General features: G+C 72.8%; 16 protein-coding genes. 11 read left to right on the top strand and 5 right to left on the bottom strand.

Going from position 1 to position 18,272, the window contains the following annotated elements; translation table 11 throughout:
• The first annotated feature begins 346 nt into the window (after nucleotides 1-346).
• The 3 genes from chvE (at nucleotide 347) to mmsB (ending at nucleotide 4,377) form a co-directional block, all read left to right on the top strand.
• Nucleotides 347-1,441, top strand: coding sequence for a multiple monosaccharide ABC transporter substrate-binding protein (chvE, locus tag CRP52_RS31390; protein ID WP_097239482.1), 1,095 nt, complete (start codon nucleotides 347-349; stop codon nucleotides 1,439-1,441).
• Between the two features lie 149 nt (nucleotides 1,442-1,590).
• Nucleotides 1,591-3,138: a multiple monosaccharide ABC transporter ATP-binding protein gene (gene mmsA, locus CRP52_RS31385; protein ID WP_097239481.1), complete on the top strand. Its 1,548-nt coding sequence runs from the start codon at nucleotides 1,591-1,593 to the stop codon at nucleotides 3,136-3,138.
• Between the two features lie 3 nt (nucleotides 3,139-3,141).
• Entirely contained in the window at nucleotides 3,142-4,377 is a 1,236-nt protein-coding gene (gene mmsB / locus CRP52_RS31380; RefSeq protein WP_097239480.1) for a multiple monosaccharide ABC transporter permease, read from the top strand.
• Nucleotides 4,378-4,455: 78 nt separating this feature from the next.
• Here the strand turns inward: mmsB and CRP52_RS31375 are convergent, their stop codons facing one another.
• A complete protein-coding gene (locus tag CRP52_RS31375) occupies nucleotides 4,456-4,818 on the bottom strand; it encodes a DUF1304 domain-containing protein (RefSeq protein ID WP_097240485.1) in 363 nt (120 codons plus the stop codon).
• A 632-nt stretch (nucleotides 4,819-5,450) separates the two neighbouring features.
• On the opposite strand from CRP52_RS31375, the gene CRP52_RS31370 reads away from it, so the two are divergent.
• The 6 genes from CRP52_RS31370 (at nucleotide 5,451) to CRP52_RS31345 (ending at nucleotide 10,898) form a co-directional block, all read left to right on the top strand.
• A complete protein-coding gene (locus CRP52_RS31370) occupies nucleotides 5,451-6,497 on the top strand; it encodes an expansin EXLX1 family cellulose-binding protein (RefSeq protein ID WP_097239479.1) in 1,047 nt (348 codons plus the stop codon).
• Between the two features lie 131 nt (nucleotides 6,498-6,628).
• The gene (locus CRP52_RS31365; RefSeq protein ID WP_097239478.1) at nucleotides 6,629-7,156 is read left to right on the top strand and encodes a SigE family RNA polymerase sigma factor; all 528 of its coding nucleotides are present in this window, start codon (nucleotides 6,629-6,631) and stop codon (nucleotides 7,154-7,156) included.
• A gap of 2 nt (nucleotides 7,157-7,158) precedes the next feature.
• Nucleotides 7,159-7,956, top strand: coding sequence for a hypothetical protein (locus tag CRP52_RS31360; protein ID WP_097239477.1), 798 nt, complete (start codon nucleotides 7,159-7,161; stop codon nucleotides 7,954-7,956).
• 237 nt (nucleotides 7,957-8,193) lie between these two features.
• Nucleotides 8,194-8,544, top strand: coding sequence for a hypothetical protein (locus CRP52_RS31355; protein ID WP_143685870.1), 351 nt, complete (start codon nucleotides 8,194-8,196; stop codon nucleotides 8,542-8,544).
• A gap of 201 nt (nucleotides 8,545-8,745) precedes the next feature.
• Entirely contained in the window at nucleotides 8,746-9,336 is a 591-nt protein-coding gene (locus CRP52_RS31350) for a carbonic anhydrase (RefSeq protein ID WP_097239475.1), read from the top strand.
• A 98-nt stretch (nucleotides 9,337-9,434) separates the two neighbouring features.
• Nucleotides 9,435-10,898 carry a SulP family inorganic anion transporter gene (locus CRP52_RS31345; RefSeq protein ID WP_257032947.1) on the top strand — a complete coding sequence of 488 codons (1,464 nt, stop codon included), beginning with the start codon at nucleotides 9,435-9,437 and terminating at the stop codon, nucleotides 10,896-10,898.
• A gap of 155 nt (nucleotides 10,899-11,053) precedes the next feature.
• Here CRP52_RS31345 and CRP52_RS31340 read toward each other — a convergent pair whose 3' ends face one another.
• The 3 genes from CRP52_RS31340 to CRP52_RS31330 form a co-directional block, all read right to left on the bottom strand.
• Nucleotides 11,054-13,078, bottom strand: coding sequence for a PTS fructose transporter subunit IIABC (locus tag CRP52_RS31340; protein WP_097239473.1), 2,025 nt, complete (start codon nucleotides 13,076-13,078; stop codon nucleotides 11,054-11,056).
• 117 nt (nucleotides 13,079-13,195) lie between these two features.
• Entirely contained in the window at nucleotides 13,196-14,155 is a 960-nt protein-coding gene (gene pfkB, locus CRP52_RS31335) for a 1-phosphofructokinase (RefSeq protein ID WP_097239472.1), read from the bottom strand.
• Nucleotides 14,152-14,913, bottom strand: coding sequence for a DeoR/GlpR family DNA-binding transcription regulator (locus CRP52_RS31330; RefSeq protein ID WP_097239471.1), 762 nt, complete (start codon nucleotides 14,911-14,913; stop codon nucleotides 14,152-14,154). The genes pfkB and CRP52_RS31330 overlap by 4 nt, the downstream gene beginning before the upstream one ends.
• Nucleotides 14,914-15,271: 358 nt before the next feature.
• Between CRP52_RS31330 and CRP52_RS31325 the strand changes: the two genes are divergently transcribed.
• Together CRP52_RS31325 and ptsP are read left to right on the top strand one after the other, a co-directional pair.
• Complete coding sequence (locus tag CRP52_RS31325; protein ID WP_097239470.1) at nucleotides 15,272-15,544, top strand: HPr family phosphocarrier protein; 273 nt, start codon at nucleotides 15,272-15,274, stop codon at nucleotides 15,542-15,544.
• On the top strand, nucleotides 15,541-17,202 hold the full coding sequence (gene ptsP, locus CRP52_RS31320) for a phosphoenolpyruvate--protein phosphotransferase (RefSeq protein WP_097239469.1): 1,662 nt from the start codon (nucleotides 15,541-15,543) through the stop codon (nucleotides 17,200-17,202). The genes CRP52_RS31325 and ptsP overlap by 4 nt, the downstream gene beginning before the upstream one ends.
• A gap of 107 nt (nucleotides 17,203-17,309) precedes the next feature.
• Here ptsP and CRP52_RS31315 read toward each other — a convergent pair whose 3' ends face one another.
• A complete protein-coding gene (locus CRP52_RS31315; protein ID WP_097239468.1) occupies nucleotides 17,310-18,272 on the bottom strand; it encodes a Gfo/Idh/MocA family protein in 963 nt (320 codons plus the stop codon).

Genomic DNA, 18,272 nt, shown 5'->3' with positions numbered 1-18,272 from the left:
CGGGGGCCGAGGGCCGCATACCCACTCCGGGCCCGACCGGAACCCGGCGTTCACCGACGGTTCACCGCGCCCTCGCCTCCCGGACCCCGGCCGGACCTCCCGTTCGGGTGGAGTGCGTCCAGCCGCACCGGGTGCAGGGCACCGGCCGCACACCGCTATCCAACAGTGATCCAAGGGCTCTTGACGCCACCCTTGTTAGCGTTAACACTTCATTTCACGCCAGGCCAGAGCTACTGCCGCCCCGACGTTCCACAGCGCGAGGGAGCGCTCCGGCCGGCCCGCTCGACCGCTCCCGGCCGCCCAGCAGGGGCGCCGGACCCGGTCGCGGAACATCACTGGAGGAACTGTGCGGAAGATTTCGGCGGGCCTCGTCGCCGCGGGCCTGGTGCTCTCGCTGGCGGCATGCGGCCAGAGCGCCAACGGTGCCGGTGACGGCCCCGCCAAGGGCGACGCCAAGGGTGGTCTGGTCGGCATCGCGATGCCGACCAAGTCGTCGGAGCGCTGGATCAACGACGGCAACAACATGGTCAAGGAGTTCCAGGCCAAGGGCTACAAGACCGACCTGCAGTACGGCGACAACGTGGTGGAGAACCAGGTCTCCCAGGTGGAGAACATGATCACCAAGGGCGCCAAGCTGCTGGTGATCGCGGCCATCGACGGTTCCTCCCTGACCAACGTGCTGCAGAAGGCCGCCGACGCCCACATCCCGGTGATCTCCTACGACCGGCTGATCAAGGGCACGGCCAACGTCGACTACTACGCGACCTTCGACAACTACAAGGTCGGCGTCCTCCAGGGCAGCTACATCGCCGACAAGCTCGGCCTCAAGGACGGCAAGGGCCCGTTCAACATCGAGCTGTTCGCCGGTTCGCCGGACGACAACAACGCCACCTTCTTCTTCAACGGCGCGATGAGCGTCCTCAAGCCGTACCTCGACCAGAAGAAGCTGGTCGTGCAGAGCGGGCAGACCGAGTTCAACCAGGTCGCCACGCTGCGCTGGGACGGCGGTGTCGCCCAGTCCCGGATGGACAACCTGCTGAGCAAGGCCTACACCTCCGCCCACGTCGACGCCGTGCTCTCCCCGTACGACGGCATCTCGATCGGCATCCTCTCCTCGCTCAAGGGCGTCGGCTACGGCACCGCCAAGTCGCTGCCCGTCGTCACGGGCCAGGACGGCGAGCTGGCCTCGGTGAAGTCGATCATCGCGGGCGAGCAGACCCAGACCGTCTACAAGGACACCCGCCAACTCGCGAAGGCCGCCGTCCAGATGGGCGACGCGGTGCTGACCGGCGGGAAGCCCGAGGTCAACGACACCAGCCAGTACAACAACGGCGTGAAGACCGTTCCGGCGCAGCTGCTCCAGCCGGTCAGCGTCGACAAGGACAACTACCAGAAGGTCCTGGTCGACAGCGGTCAGTACACCGCGGACCAGCTCAAGTAGCCCGCGGGGCCCGGTCGACGGGCCCCGCGCCGAACCGGCGGTGCGGAACCCCGGGCCCCACGGACCGGGGCCCACGGAACCCGGGCTCCCCGGAGCCCGGGGCCACCTCTCCCCCACTGCACCGCCCCGAACGATACGGACGCACACCCATGGCTGGACCCGTTCTCGAAATGCGGTCGATCAGCAAGTCGTTCCCCGGCGTCAAGGCGCTCTCCGAGGTCAACCTGACCGTCGCCGCCGGCGAGGTGCACGCCATCTGCGGCGAGAACGGCGCCGGCAAGTCCACCCTGATGAAGGTGCTCAGCGGCGTGTACCCGCACGGCGCCTACGAGGGCGAGATCCTCTTCGAGGGCGAGCCCTGCCGGTTCAGGGACATCCGGGCCAGCGAGCAGCGCGGCATCGTCATCATCCACCAGGAACTGGCGCTGGTGCCGTACTTGTCCATCGCCGAGAACGTCTTCCTCGGCAACGAGCACGCCTCGCGCGGCATCGTCAGCTGGCACCGGACGCTCACCCACGCCGCCGAACTGCTGCGCCAGGTCGGTCTCGACGAGAGCCCGCACACCCGGATCGCCGACCTCGGCGTGGGCAAGCAGCAGCTGGTCGAGATCGCCAAGGCGCTGGCCAAGAAGGTCAAGCTGCTCATCCTGGACGAGCCGACCGCGGCGCTGAACGACGAGGACAGCCGCAAACTGCTCGACCTGATCCTCGAACTCAAGGCGCAGGGCATCTCCTGCATCATCATCTCGCACAAGCTGAACGAGATCGCCCGGGTCGCGGACTCCGTGACCATCCTGCGCGACGGGCGGACCATCGAGACCATCGCGATCGGCCCCGGGGGCATCTCCGAGGACCGGATCATCCGTGGCATGGTCGGCCGCGACCTGGAGCACCGCTACCCCGAACGCACCCCCGAGATCGGCGAGGTCGCCTTCGAGGTCGAGGACTGGAGCGTGCGGCACCCGATCGACCAGCAGCGCATGGTGGTCGACGGCGCCTCGCTGAACGTGCGACGCGGTGAGATCGTCGGCATCGCCGGCCTGATGGGCGCCGGCCGCACGGAACTCGCGATGAGCGTCTTCGGCCGCTCGTACGGGCGGTGGGCAGCGGGCCGGGTACGGCTGCACGGCCGGGAGATCCGTACCCGGACGGTGCCCGAGGCGATCGGGCACGGCATCGCGTACGTCACCGAGGACCGCAAGCAGCTCGGCCTCAACCTGATCGACGACATCAGCCGGAACATCTCGCTGAGCGCGCTCGGCAAGGTCGCCCGCTACGGCCGGGTCGACCGGCACGCGGAGACCAAGGTCGCCGAATCGTTCCGGCGCACCATGAACATCAAGGCACCGACGGTGTTCACCCGGACCGGCACGCTCAGCGGCGGCAACCAGCAGAAGGTCGTCCTCAGCAAGTGGATCTTCGCCGAGCCGGAGGTGCTGATCCTCGACGAGCCCACCCGCGGCATCGACATCGGCGCCAAGGCGGAGATCTACACGGTCATCGCCGAGTTGGCCGCCCAGGGCAAGGCCGTGCTCGTCATCTCGTCCGAACTCCCCGAACTCCTGGGCCTGTGCGACCGGATCTACACCATGGCCGAAGGCCGGATCACCGGCGAGGTCGCCCGTGCCGACGCCACCCAGGAATCCCTCATGCGGCTCATGACCATGAGCACCGCATCCAGCAACGAGCAGGTGTGAGGCATGGCCCAGACCGAGATCATCCCGGATTCGTCCCCGAAGGCCCCGCAGGCCGGCCAGGGCACCTCCCTCGGCGGCGTGCTGGCCCGCGCGCTGCGCGGCAACGTGCGCCAGTACGGCATGCTGGTCGCCCTCGCGCTGATCGTGCTGCTGTTCCAGATCTGGACGGACGGCATCCTGCTCCAGCCGCTCAACATCACCAACCTGATCCAGCAGAACGGCTACATCCTCATCCTGGCGATCGGGATGATGATCGTCATCATCGCCGGGCACATCGACCTCTCGGTCGGCTCGCTGGCCGCCTTCGTCGGGGCCGCCGCCGCGGTGATGATGGTCAAGCAGCACCTGCCGTGGCCCGTGGCGATGCTGGTCGCGCTGGTGATCGGCGCCCTCGCCGGCGCCTGGCAGGGCTTCTGGATCGCCTACCTCGGGATCCCGTCCTTCATCGTCACCCTGGCGGGCATGCTGCTGTTCCGCGGCGGCACCCAGATCCTGCTCCAGGGCCAGTCGGTGGCGCCGTTCCCCAAGGGCTTCCAGAGCATCAGCAGCGGCTTCCTCCCCGAGGTCGGACCGCACACCAACTACCACAACCTCACCCTGCTGATCGGTCTCGGCGTGCTGGCCGTCGCGGTCCTCCAGGAGGTGCGCGGCCGGCGGCAGACCGCCTCGTACGGACTGGAGGTGCTCCCGCTCCCGCTGTTCCTGACCAAGCTCGCCGTGATCACCGCGGCCGTGGTCGCCTTCACCCTGCTGCTGGCCAGCTACCACGGCGTGCCGATCGTGCTGCTGATCCTCGGCGGGCTGCTGGTCGGCTTCGGCTACCTGATGCGCAACTCGATCATCGGGCGGCACACCTACGCCATCGGCGGCAACGAGGCGGCTGCCAAGCTGTCGGGTGTGAAGAGCAAGCGGGTCGTCTTCCTCGCCTTCACCAACATGGGCGTCCTCGCGGCGCTGGCCGGACTGGTCTTCGCCGCGCGGCTCAACGCCGGCACGCCGCAGGCCGGCATCAACTTCGAGCTGGAGGCGATCGCCGCCGCCTTCATCGGCGGCGCCTCCGCCAGCGGCGGTGTGGGCACCGTGATGGGCGCGATCATCGGCGGCCTGGTGCTCGGCGTTCTGAACAACGGCATGTCGTTGGTGGGCGTCGGCACCGACTACCAGCAGGTGATCAAGGGCCTGGTGCTGCTCGCGGCCGTCGGCTTCGACGTCTACAACAAGCGCCGGGCCGGTTCCTGACCCTGACCGGTCGTGCACCGGTAGTACGAGGACGGGCGCGGTGTTCCCAACACCGCGCCCGTCCTGCCGTGTCCGGGGTCAGCGGGCCAGCAGCACCAGGACGAGCACGACCAGGGCCGGCACGGTCTGCACGAACAGGATCTTCCGGGAGGACGTCACCGCGCCGAACAGGCCGGCGACGGCGACGCAGGACGTGAAGAAGACCCGCGTCTGGAACCCGACCGGGTCGGCGGCGAACGCGCCCCAGAGCAGCCCGGCCGCCAGGAAGCCGTTGTACAGGCCCTGGTTGGCGGCCAGCGCCTTGGTCGAGACCGCGAACTCCGCGGAGGTGCCGAAGGAGGCCCGGGCCCGCGGAGTCGTCCAGCGGAACATCTCCAGGACCAGGATGTAGACGTGCAGGAGGGCGAGCGCGACAACCGCAATCACGGCAACTGTGGACATGGCGGGCATGTTACGCGTCAGCGCGAGCCCGAAGCGGGCAGGGCCGGAGTGCGGGTGAAGCGTGGACCGGCATTTTGTTCAGGCCCTGTCCTTACCGTCAAGTCCGGGCCCGGGCCGCGTGAACCGCGATCGAGACCACCAGCTGCCGGGGGCGGCGGACGTGGACGAGGAGCTCGTCGGCGAGCTCCCGGACCCGGCGGGCCGTCGCCCCCGAGGCGGCCCGCCGTCCGTCGCCGTCGGACCGTTCGGGACCCTGGAGACGGTGGACACGTCCAGGCCCAGTTGGTCGGCGATCACCCTCAGCGTCACCGGGCGGCTCTCGACACCCACGACCGACTCCTTCTCCTCCACGACCGCCCCTTGCGCGCGACCACCGCACCGGCTCCGCACGACGGCCGCCCGGGGCCGGGACGCACCTCGAAAAAAGTTCTCCCGGAACGCGGCAACCCTTCTGCCGGCGGCGGCAACTGACGGGTGACACCGAGGGGCGAGGCGCCGACAGGGCCCACGCCCCCACGGCGCCTCGAAGAAAAAAGCCCGTGCCGGAGCGGCAACCTTTCCGGCTCCGGCGACCACTGGTCAGCGCAACGTCGAGTCGATCCACCGAGGTCGACCTACCGAAACGGACGCGAATGAAGGCAACGAAGCACGCCGCCCCACCGCCGAACCGCAGGCGCGGGCTAGGGCCTGTCCTGGGCATACCGCTGGCGCTGGTCGCGGTCGGGGTCCTGGTCTGCCTGGCCTTCGCCCTCCTGCCGGGCGGCGGGGGCGGCACCGGCGCCGCGGAGCCGGCCGCCGCCTCCGTCGCGGCCACCGAGCCGAGCACACCGGCCGCCACCGGTGCCCTGACCGATCCCACGCCCTCGGCGGCCTCGCCGTCGGCCGCCGGCGCCACGCCCTCGGCCACCGTCACCCCGTCGCCGTCCGCCACCCCCACGCCGAAGCCGTCCGCTCCCGGCGCCACGACCGCCGGCAGGGCAGGAACGTCCCCATCGGCCGCCCAGGCCGCCGCCGACGGTGCCGGCTCCGGCTCCGGCTCCGCGCAGACCACGGCGTCCCTGGCCGGGCGGATCAAGCCCGGGACGAACTACCAGGGCGTCGCGACCTCCTACGACGCCGCCGACGGCAACGGCGCCTGCTCGTTCGGCCCGTCCGCCGACCTCATGGTCGCGGCGATGAACCACACCGACTACGAGACGTCCAGGGCCTGCGGGGCGACCGTGCTGGTCCGCGCCGCCAACGGGGCGAGCATCACGGTGCGGATCGTCAACGAGTGCCCGCTGCCCTGCGCTCCGGGCCAACTCGATCTCAGCCACGAGGCCTTCGCCAAGCTGGCCGACCTCTCGGTGGGCCGCCTCCCGATCACCTGGACGGAGCTGAGCCCCGGCTCGGCGCCCGCCGCCGTGTCGATCCGGTACAAGACCGGGTCCAGCCAGTGGTGGTGCGGAATCCAGGCGATCGGTCACCGGAATCCGGTGGCGACCCTGGAGGTCCGGGCCGGAGGCGGCTGGCGGCAGCTGACCCGCACCGACTACAACTACTTCCTCTCCCCCGACGGCAGCGGGTGCGGCGGATCGATCAGGGTCACCGACGTCTACGGGGAGCAACTGACCGTCGACGGGCTCGCGGTGAAGCCGGACGTCGTCCAACCCACCCACGTCCAGTTCGCCCGGCATTGATCGCGCCGCTCGCCCGCCGCTCGGCGGTGGTCCCGCTCCGGGGCGACCACCGTCCCGGCCCGGATCCGGGCACTGCTAGGCTCACGCCTATTGTTAACGCTCACATTGCAGGGAGAGGGCGACCGGGGGAAATGCTCCTCGATGACACGTCCGCGGAGTTCCACGACTTCTTCGAACGCCACTACGCCGAACTCGCCCGCTTCGCCCACCTCCTGACCGGCGAAGCGGACGCGGCCGACGACCTCGCCGCGGACGCCCTGATCGCCCTGTGGCAACGCTGGGACCGCCTCCGCACGGCCGACCACCCGATCGCCTACGCCCGCGGGGTGGTCGCCAACATGGCCCGGGCCCGGATCCGCAGCGCGGTCCGCGAACGGCGCCGGGTCCTGCTCTTCTGGTCCCGCGCCCCCGAGAGAACCGACGGCACGGACGTACCCGCCGTGCTGGACGTCCGTGCGGCGCTGGCCCGGCTGCCGTTCCGCAAGCGGGCGTGCGTGGTGCTGCGTCACGCCTTCGACCTCTCGGAGAAGGAGACCGCCGCGGCGCTGGGCGTCTCGGTCGGTACGGTGAAGAGCCAGACCTCGAAGGGCATGGCCGAACTGCAGCGCGTCCTCGGGGCACGTGCGGTCGGCGAACTGGCGACAGGAAGGAGGAAATAACGGTGAACGACCACATCACCCGGCAGCTGCGCGAGGCCGCCGAAGCCCATCAGCCCGACCGCGCACGGATCCTGGCCCGCGTCGAACGCGGCGCGGCCGGCCCTCCCGTCCGCCACCGCACCCCGCCGTTCGCGCGGTCCTGGCCCAGGGCCGTCCTCGGCGGCCTCGCCGCCGCCGGCATCCTGGCGACCGGCGGCCTCGCCGTCGCCGCCATCGTCGGGACGCAGGCCCCGTCGGACACCGTCACCACCGCTCCGGCCGCGCCCTCCCCGACGGCCGCCGAGACGGCCACACCGTCGCCGGCCCGGCCGGCTCCCCCCGTCTCCGCCGCCCCGGCGCCCACGGCCGCGCCGACCACCGCGGCTCCGACGAGCCCGCGACCGACGCCCACGGCGAGCGGCCGGCCCCAGAACGGTCCGCTGTGGTCGGACGGTTCGGTCGACCCGCACACCACGATCTACTGGGGCCAGGACAACCTGGTGCTCAAGACCACCCAGCCGCTCACCTCGCTCACCGTCGAGATGCGCGTCGCCCAGACCGGCGAGGTCCGCGACACCGGCAAGTGGCACACGCTTCCGGGCGACGACTTCACCGTCACCGTCCAGGAGTCCGGCGGCGCGCTGGTGTACCGCTGGGTCCTCAAGCCGGGCCGCACGGTGCCGGTCGGGCAGTACGAGTTCGCCGACCAGTTCAACCACGCCACCGGCGCGCGCAGCACGGCCGGCGACAGCTACCGCGTCGACGCGCAGTCGGCCGGCGGCCCGGCCTCGGTCTGGGGGGACATCGGCCCGACGAGGTGACGCCCGGGAGCGCCCGGCGGCAACGCCCGGGGAATCCGTCGTGGATTCCCCGGGCGTTGCCGCATCACAAACAATTCACCGTTCTCCCGCATTCGGAATGATCTCCGGGAGATCATCAACGGTTCTGCCAAGACAGTTAACATATTGTTTACGGAATTTCGGAACTCCCCGACATGACAACTCGTCAGGATTCATGAGAGTCCCAAGAAGGCGTCAAAGCAGGGAAAGGAACGGGCAATGTCTCCGGTCACGAGGATGGTCGGCGCCGTCGCCGTGACCCTCGTGGCCGTGCTGGGCCTGCTGGCGCTGTCCCAGTCGGTGGCCGCATTCACCCGGGAGAGCAACTGCCGGTCCGTGGCCGCGGAGGCGAAGCTCGTCGAGGAGACGGCACCTCCCGAGATCGCTCCAGGTCTCTGCTCGCCCCGGGCCCGGACCGTCGAAGTCCCACGCCGGCGGCCCGAGTTGATCCCGGCCCTGCTCGACGACGCTCCGGCCGTCACCCACCCGTCCCCGGCCGGTGACCCCGAGGCGCCGCACGGGGCGCTCAGACGGTGCAGAGCGGCGGCCCTCCAGGTGTTCCGCTGCTGATCGGCGCCGATCGCGCCCGCACGCTCGTCGACGGCAGCGGACCCCGACTGTGCCGCCCCCGCACCCGGCGATTCACGACGGCTCACGGCAGTGATTTTCCCTGCCACCGCCGCCGCGCTCCGTGCTGCCTTCTTCCGCATCGAGCGGGCTCGAACCCGAAGTCTCATTCCGACACGACTCCGAAAGGACCGAGGCATCGACATGCAAGCATTCATCGACCACGCCCGCACCTTCCGCCGCCGTGCCGCGCAGGACTCGGACGCCTTCGGGCGACTGGCTGCCGGTCAGAACCCGCAGGCGCTGTTCATCACCTGCTCGGACTCCCGCGTCATCCCCGCCGCCGTCACCGGCGCCCGGCCCGGGGACCTCTTCGAGATGCGGACCGCCGGCAACATCGTCCCGCCGTACCGGCCGGACGTCCCGTCCGCGGAGGCCGCGACCATCGAGTACGCCGTCGAGGTCCTGGAGATCGCCGACATCGTGGTGTGCGGCCACTCGCACTGCGGCGCGGTGGGCGCCGTCGTACGGGGCGACGACCTCACCGGCGTGCCCGCGGTGCGCGACTGGCTCGCCGACGGCACCGCGCTGACGCCGGACGGGGAACCGAGCCACGACCTGGCCGGCCCGGTCCAACGCCACGTCCTGGACCAGCTCCAGAGGCTGCGCACCCACCCGAGCGTCGCGCGCCGGATCGACGAGGGGCGGCTCGGACTGCACGGCTGGTTCTACGAGGTGCACACCGGCGCGGTCCACACCCACCGCCCCGGCACCGACGTCTTCCTGCCGCTGTGACGCCGCGACCCGCCGTGAAACGGCGACCAGCCGTGAACCCCCGGCCCGCTGTGGACCCGCGGCCGGCCACCCCCGAACGTCCCCGGATGAGGGCTCCCATGCGCTTTCCCGCACTCAAGTACGACCTGACCGCCTCGCTCGTCGTCTTCCTCGTCGCGCTCCCGCTGTGCGTCGGCGTCGCCGTCGCCTCGGGCGTACCCGCCGAACTCGGCCTGATCACCGGCATCGTCGGCGGCCTGGTGACCGGTGCGCTGCCCGGCAGCAGCCTCCAGGTCAGCGGCCCGGCCGCCGGGCTGACCGTCCTGGTCGCCGAGACCGTGCAGCGGTTCGGACTCCCGGCGCTGGGTGTCGTGGTCGCCGCCACCGGCCTGCTCCAACTGCTGCTGGGCGCGCTGCGCTGGGGCCGGTGGTTCCGTGCCATCTCCGTCGCCGTGGTCGAGGGCATGCTGGCCGGCATCGGCCTGGTGATCATCGCCGGCCAGCTCTACGCGATGGCCGACCGGCCGGCGCCCGCGAGCGGGATCGACAAGCTCCTCGGCCTGCCCGGCCTCCTCGCCCGGCTCGTCTCCTCACCGGCCGCCGGCCTCTCCTTCGCGATCGGCGCCGGCACCATCGCCGTGATCGTGCTGTGGCAGCGGCTCCCGGCCAGGCTGAGGGTCGTCCCGGGCGCGCTGGTGGCCGTCCTGCTCGCCACCGCCGCGGCCTGGCTGCTCCCCCGTCCGGTGAAGAAGGTCGAGGTCAAGGGCCTGCTGGAGGCCGTCCAGCCGCCGGGCAGCGGCGTGCTCGACCAGGTCACCCCGGCGCTGCTGGTCACGATCCTGGCCTTCACCCTGGTCGCCTCCGCCGAGAGCCTGTTCAGTGCGGCGGCCGTCGACCGGCTCCACGACGGGCCGCGCACCGACTACGACAAGGAGCTCATGGCCCAGGGGGCGGGCAACACCCTCTGCGGCGTCCTCGGCGCCCTGCCGATGACCGCGGTCATCGTCCGCAGCGCCGCCAACGTGCAGGCCGGCGCCAGGACCAAAGCGTCCCGCGTGCTGCACGGCGGATGGCTGCTGCTCTTCGCCGCCCTGCTCCCGGCCGCCCTCGGCGTCATCCCGGTCGCGGCGCTCGCGGGTGTGCTGGTGCACGCCGGGTTCAAGCTCCTGCCGTTCAAGCAGCTCGGACCGCTGTGGCGCGAGCACCGCTCCGAAGCGCTCGTCCTCGCGGCCACCGCGGTGGCCATCGTCACGGTCAACATGTTCGAGGGCGTGCTGATCGGTCTGGGCCTGTCGATCCTCAAGACCGCCTGGGAGACGTCCCGGCTGCACGTGGAGACGGAGGAGCTGCCCACCGGCACCATCCGGGTCCGGCTGACGGGCAACGCCACCTTCCTCCGCTTGCCCAAGCTCCTCGACGCCCTGGAGGCCCTGCCGACCGACCGCGTCCTGGAGCTGGACCTCTCGGAGCTGCGCCATCTCGACCACGCCTGCCAGACCGCGCTGACCACCTGGGTCGAGCGCCACAACGCGAGCGCCCCCGAGGCCGTCCGGCTGATACCCGCCCTGGCCGGCCGGGCCTGATCCCGGCACCGCCGGGCCCGGTCCTTCGGAGGACACGACTCGGCGAACACGTCTCGGCGGACACGACGGGGCGCCCGCTCGAACGAGCGGGCGCCCCACGCCGGTTCGGATTCCGGCTGGTCGGCTGGTCCGGGAGCCGCCCGACAGCCGACGGGTCAGACGGCGGCCGGCTGCTTCACGGCGACGGCGGAGGCCGCAGCCGGCTCGGCGGCGGGCTTGCGCATCCCCTTGAGCAGCACCACCACCGCCGTGGTGACCGCCGTGCCCGCCGCGACCGCGACCAGGTACAGGAAGGGGCTGCCGATCAGCGGGAGCACCCAGATCCCGCCGTGCGGGGCCCGCAGGGTGGAGCCGAAGGCCATCGTCAGGCCGCCGGCGGTCATGCTGCCGGCGATGCCCGCCGGGATGACCCGCAGCGGGTCGGCCGCCGCGAACGGGATCGCGCCCTCGGTGATGAAGGAGGCACCGAGCACCCAGGCGGCCTTGCCGTTCTCCCGCTCGTCGGGGGTGAACAGCCTGCGCCGGACGACGGTCGCCAGGGCCATGCCGAGCGGCGGGGTCATGCCGGCGGCCATCACGGCGGCCATCACCTTGAGGCTGCCGGCGTCCGGGGTGGTCCCGGCGGTGGTGAGCGCACCGGCCGCGAAGGTGTAGGCGACCTTGTTGAGCGGACCGCCCATGTCGAAGGCCATCATGGCGCCGAGCAGCGCGCCGAGCAGGATCGCGTTGGAGCCGGAGAGGCCGTTCAGCCAGTCGGTCAGGCCGCTCATCGCCGAGGCGATCGGCGAGCCGACCACCACGAACATCAGGAAGCCGACCGCCGCCACCGACAGCAGCGGGATCACCACGACCGGCATGATGCCCCTGATCGCCCGGGGCACGTTCCAGCGGATCATCCACAGCACCAGGAAGCCCGCGGCCAGGCCCGACACGATGCCGCCGAGGAAGCCCGCGCCGACCGCCACCGAGACGGCGCCACCGGCGATGCCGGCGGCCAGTGCCGCCCGGTCCGCGATCGCCCAGGCGATGTACCCGGAGAGGACCGGGACCAGGAAGCCGAAGGAGGTCTTGCCGGTCTGGAACAGCATCGCCGCCCAGCTGTGCGAGGAGGTCCAGTCGAAGTGGCCCAGCACGGAGGGCGCGGAGGCGATCTGGTAGCCGCCGATGGCGAAGGCGAGCGCGATCAGCAGACCGCCGGCCGCGACGAACGGGATCATGTAGCTGACGCCCGTCATCAGGTAGGTGCGCAGCCGCTGGGCCCAGTGCTCGCCCGTCGGTGCGGCCACCGGGGCGGCCGGGGCGGTGGCGGGACGTGCGCCGCCGGCGTCGGCCACCAGCCCGGCGGCCTGGGCGATCAGCTCGTCGGCGCGGTTGACGCCGGCCTTGACACCCACGTCCACGGTCGGCTTGCCGGCGAAGCGGGCCCGGTCCCGGATCTCGACGTCATGGGCGAAGATCACCGCATCGGCTGCCGCGATCACCTCGGGGGCGAGCGGCGTCGTCCCGGCCGAGCCCTGGGTCTCGACCTGGATCCGGGCGCCCGCCCGGGCGGCGGCCAGCTCCAGGGCCTTGGCGGCCATGTAGGTGTGGGCGATGCCGGTCGGGCAGGAGGTCACGGCGACCAGCCGCAGCCCGCTGTCGGCGGAAGCAGGCTCCGCGGCGGCGGCCGGCTCCGGAGCGGCGGTCGGCTCCGGAGCGGTGGCCGGCTCCGGAGCGGTGGCCGGCGGTTCCTCGCCGTTGATCCTCGCCGCGACCGCGCTCGGGCTCTCGGCGTCGCGCAGGGCGCCGGTGAAGGTGGGGTCCATGAGCCGGCGGGCCAGCGCGGCGAGGATCTGCAGGTGGGTGTCGTCCGCACCGGCCGGTGCCGCGATCATGAAGACCAGGTCGGCGGGCCGTCCGTCCGGGGCGTCGAAGTCCACTCCCCTGGCGCTGCGGCCGAAGGCCAGGGACGGCTGCGTGACGTGGGGTGATCTGCAGTGCGGGATACCGATCCCGTCGCCCATCCCGGTCGGGGCCTGGGCCTCGCGGGCGGCGATGTCGGCGAGGAAGCCGTCGAGGTCGGTGACCCGGCCCTCGGCGACCAGCCGCTGGGCGAGGGCGCGCAGCGCTTCGTTCTTCTCCTCGGGGGCGAGGTAGAGGTCAACGAGTGCGGGTGTGATCAGTCCGCTGGTGTCGCTCATCGTGTCGGTCCTTCGACTGGTTCCTGACAGTGTCCCTTGCCCCCGGGTATGTGCGCCCTTCCCGTCCCACACGGTCGGGCGGTGCGGTCTCCGGCGCGGGACGCCGGAGACCGTTTCTCAACCGCGGAGCGGTCGTTCGAGCGGGAGGTCCGCCGTCACGACCACCGCGGCCGGGTCCAGATCGGCCGGGGTCGGCATGACGCTCCCCGGCAGTTGTACGGCGGCGGCGCCGTGCGCCAGCGCCGCGGCGAGCGCCCCGGGGCCGGTGCCGCCGGCGCCGAGGAAGCCCGCGAGGGAGGCGTCGCCCGCGCCCACGTCGCTGCGGACGGCGGCTACCGGCGCGCTGCCGTACCAGCTCCCCTCCTCGGCGATCAGCAGCATTCCGTCCGCACCGAGGCTGGCGAGGACCTGCTGGGCGCCGCGTTCGCGCAGTTCCACGGCTGCGGCCACGGCGTCGCCGACGGTGTGGACCGGGCGGCCCACGGCCTCGGCGAGTTCCTCCCGGTTGGGCTTGACCACGTCGGGGCGGGCCGAGAGCGCGGCCAGCAGCGCGGGGCCGGAGGTGTCCAGGGCGATCCGGGCGCCGCCCGAGTGCACCTGGGCGACCACCTCGGCGTACCACTCGGGTGCCAGTCCGCGCGGCAGGCTGCCGCAGCAGGCGAGCCAGTCCACGTCGTTGCCGGCGCCCCGTCCGCTCTTCTGGGCGTCGCGGACCAGCGCCAACAGTGCGGCCGACTCGGCGGCGCTGAGCTCGGGGCCCACCGCGTTGATCTTCGTGAGGCTGCCGCCGTCCTCGGCGATCGAGACGTTGATCCTGGTGTCGCCCGCGATCGCGACCGCGCCGACCTCGATGCCCTGGCGGCGCAGCAGGTCGGCGAGCAGTTGCCCCGAGAGGCCGCCCAGGGGGAGGAGGGCGCTGGTGCGGTGGCCGGCGGCGGTGAGCGCGCGGGAGACGTTGACGCCCTTGCCGCCCGGGTCGAGCCGGTCGTGCGCGGCCCGGTTGACCTCGCCCGGGACGAGGACGCCCAGTTCGTAGGTGCGGTCGAGGCTGGGGTTGGGGGTGATGGTGACGATCATGCGCGGATGACTTCCGGTCCGTGGTTCTCGATCTCGGCGGTCTGCTCGTCGGTCAGCCCGGTGTCCGTGACCAGCACGTCCACCTGGTCCAGCGAGCCGAAGCGGGCGAAGTGGCGGGCGCCGTACTTGGAGGAGTCGGCCACCAGGACCACCCGCCGGGCGCCGGTGAGCATGGCCCGTTTGACGGCCGCCTCGGCGAGGTCCGGGGTGGAGAGGCCGCCCTCCGGGGAGAAGCCGTTGGTGGCGACCACCGCGACGTCCGCGTGGATGTCGGCCAGGTCGCGCAGTGCCCAGGCGTCGACGGCGGCCTGGGTGCGGTGCCGCAGCCGGCCGCCGATCAGGTGGAGGGCGAGTCCGCGGTGGTCGGCCAGCCGGGCGGCGACCGGGAGGGCGTTGGTGACGACGGTCAGCGTGCAGTCGGCGGGCAGCAGGCCGGCGAGGCGGGAGACGGTCGTCCCGGCGTCCAGGATGACGCTGCCCTCGCTGGGCAGCAGGGCCAGGGCCGCCTTGGCGATGCGCTCCTTCTCGGCCGCGGCCGTGGAGTCGCGCTCGGCCAGGCCGGGCTCCAGGTGGAGGGCGCCGGCGGGCAGCGCGCCGCCGTGCACCCGGTGCAGCAGGCCGGCCCGGTCGAGGGCGCTCAGGTCACGCCGGATGGTCTCCTGCGTGACGCCGAAGTCCTCGGCCAGCGTCGGCACGTCCACCCTGCCCTGTTCCTGGGCGAGGCGGAGGATCTCTTGCTGCCGCTCGGGTGCGTACATGTGGGTTTGGGTCCGTTTCATGTCTGTTCACGCTTGGTTCAGGCCGACCATACGCCTTCCGGCCGGAAAAGCAAGAGGTCGGACGGGCTTTCGCGGGCATCTTCGGGGATCTTTGAATTTGCCCGAATGTGTTGACACCGCTCGGCGATCGGACGTAGAACCAATCGAAACAACACGCCAACGGGCGTGAAACCACGGTCGGTCCCGGCCCCCGCCACTGCCCCCGTACCGCCGGAGGCCGGTTCCGACCACGGCGGCCCGCGCCCCACCCCTTCGCGCGGGCCGCCGTACCCCTCCCCCGTCGACCCGGCTCCCACCCGGGTCGGCGGCTCCTCATCCACTCCTCCAAGGACCTCCCATGCACTCGATCCAGGTCACCGTCGGCTCCAGCAGCGGCCTGCACGCCCGCCCGGCCTCGCTGTTCGTCCAGGCCGCCGCCCGTCAGCCGGCCAAGGTCACCGTCGGCCGCCCGGGCCAGGCCCCGGTCGACGCCCGCAGCCTGCTCTCCGTGCTCGCCCTCGCGGCCGGCCACGGCGAGACCCTGGAGCTCACCGCGGTCGGTGAGCAGGCCGAGGACTCGCTGACGGCGCTCGCCGAGCTGCTCGCCACCGACCTCGACGCAGCGGCATGAGCGGTCCGATCCACGGGATCGGCGTCGGCACCGGCAGCGCGGCGGGCCCGGTCGCCCGGATGGCGCCCGCACCCGCGCTGCCCGCCCCGAGGGCCGTCACCGACCCGGCGGCCGAGGCGGCAGCGGTCCGCGCCGCCCTCGCCGCGGTCGTCACCGACCTGACGGAGCGGGCCGCGCGCGTGCACGGCCCCGGCTCCGACGTGCTCGCCGCGCAGGCCATGATGGCCGCCGACCCGGTCCTCGCCGACGAGGCGGCCGCCCTGGTCGAACGGGGCACCGACGGCGCCCACGCGCTCGCCGGTGCCTTCGACGGCTTCCGCGCCGCGCTGGCCGCCGCCGGCGGTCACTTCGCGGAACGCACCGCCGACCTGGACGACCTGCGCGACCGCGCGGTGGCGCACCTGCTCGGCCTGCCCGTGCCCGGCCTGCCCGACCCGGGACACCCGTACGTCCTGGTCGCCGAGGACCTGGCGCCCGCCGACACGGCGCTGCTCGACCCCGCCCGGGTGCTGGCCCTGGTCACCGTCCGCGGCGGGCCGACCAGCCACACCGCGATCCTCGCCAAGGCGCTCGGCGTGCCCGCGGTGGTCGGCTGCGCCGGCGCCGTGGAGCTGTCGGACGGCCGCCCCGTCCTGGTGCACGGCGCGGACGGCCTGGTCGAGCCGGACCCGAGCCCGGAGGCGGTCGAGCGGGCCGCCGAACGGGAGCGCCACCGCCACGAGCTGGCGGCCGGGGTCCGTGGGCCGGGCCGTACGGCGGACGGCCGTCCGGTCGCGCTGCTGGTCAACCTCGGTGCGCCGCACGAGCTGGCCGGTGCGGCCGCCGCCGACGCCGAGGGCGTAGGCCTGTTCCGCACCGAGTTCCTCTTCCTGGACCGTACCGAGGCACCCGGTCGCGCCGAACAGGCCGCCGCCTACCGGAAGGTCTTCGCGGCCTTCGCCGGCCGCCGGGTGGTCGTCCGCACCCTCGACGCGGGCGCGGACAAACCGCTGCCCTTCGCCACGGCCGCCGACGAGGAGAACCCGGCCCTGGGCGTGCGCGGCCTGCGGACGGCCGTCCGCGACCCCGGGCTGCTGGAGACCCAGCTCGCCGCGATCGCCGAGGCCGCCGAGGCCGAGACCGCGCAGGTCTGGGTGATGGCCCCGATGGTGTCCGTCCCGCGCGAGGCCGCCGAGTTCACCGCCCGGGTCCGCGCGCACGGCCTGCCGGTGGCCGGCGCGATGATCGAGGTCCCGGCGGCCGCGCTGCGCGCCGACCGCTTGGCCGAGGTCTGCGACTTCTTCAGCGTCGGCACCAACGACCTGGCGCAGTACGCCTTCGCGGCCGACCGCACGCTCGGCTCCCTGGCCGAACTGCTCGACCCGTGGCAGCCCGCCCTGCTCATGCTGGTCGCAGCCGCCGCGCGCTCTGCGGCCGCGCACGGCCGTCCGATCGGCGTGTGCGGAGAGGCCGCCGCCGACCCGGCGCTCGCCCTGGTGCTGGTCGGTCTCGGGATCACCAGCCTGTCGGCCGCGCCCGCCGCGCTCCCCGAGGTGCGGGCGGCGCTGGCCGCCCACACCCTCGCGCAGTGCCGCGAACTCGCCGAGCTGGCCCTGCACGCCGAGGACGCCGCCGAGGCCCGCGGCAAGGTCCGGTCGAGGATCACCGCAGGTCGGTGAGGAGCCGCCCCGGGGGTGGCACGCGACCGCACCGAAGCGCCGGTGCGGTCGGGTGCCACCCCCGGGGCGCTGTCGGATGCGCTACGGCGCTGCGGGGAGGCTGCCGGTCAGCCGTCGGTTCGGGCCAGCCGGCTGCGGACGGCGTCCAGGGTGTTCGCGATGAGGAGGGACTGCGCGAGGGGGACGAGGTGGGCCGCGGTGTCGCCGTGCACGGCGGAGTCCACCGACTCGACCATGAGCCGGTAGGGGTTCTGGGACGGGTAGTGGCGGTGGGGTCCTCCGCCGGTGGTGGTGAGCGTGCTGGGGGCGGAGCCGGCGCAGAAGGCCGGCGGGGTGAGGGTGATCGAACCGTCCGTGCCGGTGGTGGTGAAGGTCTCGGACATCCCGCCGACGAGCGAGCAGCCGATCTCGGCCGTGCCCCGGTCGGGGAACTCCAGCAGGAAGCGGGTGGCCGAGTCGGCGGAGCCGGGTCGCCAGTGGTCCTGTTCGGCCCGGACGACCTTCGGCGTGCGCCAGCCGAAGGCGGCGAGGGCGGCGGAGACGGCGTAGTAGCCGACGTCGTAGAGGGCGCCGCCGCCGAGCGCGGCGTCGAGGCGGTAGTTGCCGGGGGCGGGGGCGAGGCCGTCGAAGCGGGCGGTGACGGTGTGGACGGTGCCGATCGCGCCGCGGGTGACCAGGTCTTCGAGGTCCCGGGTGCGCGGGTGCCAGCGGTTCCAGGCGGCTTCGACGAGCAGCCGTCCGGTGGCGCGGGCCGTGGCGGTCATCGCGGCGACCTCGGCGGCGGTCAGTCCGAGCGGCTTCTCGCACAGCACGTGCTTGCCCGCGCGCAGGGCGCGCTCCACCCACGGGCGGTGGGCGCTGTTGTGGAGCGCGACGTAGACGATGTCCACGGCCGGGTCGTCCAGCAGCTCGCCGTAGTCGGTGTACACCCGGGCCGGGTCGAGGGCCCGGGCCCGCCCCGGATCGGTGGCGGCGACGGCGTGCAGGCGCGCTCGTTCGGCCGCGTGGACGGCGGGCGCGAGGCTGGAGGCGGCGATCGAACCGGCGCCCAGGAATCCCCAGTTGGCCAT

It is taken from the genome of Streptomyces sp. 1331.2 (assembly GCF_900199205.1).
In the GTDB taxonomy this organism is placed as follows: Bacteria; Actinomycetota; Actinomycetes; order Streptomycetales; family Streptomycetaceae; genus Kitasatospora.
This window is presented reverse-complemented; position numbering and strand designations above follow the sequence as displayed.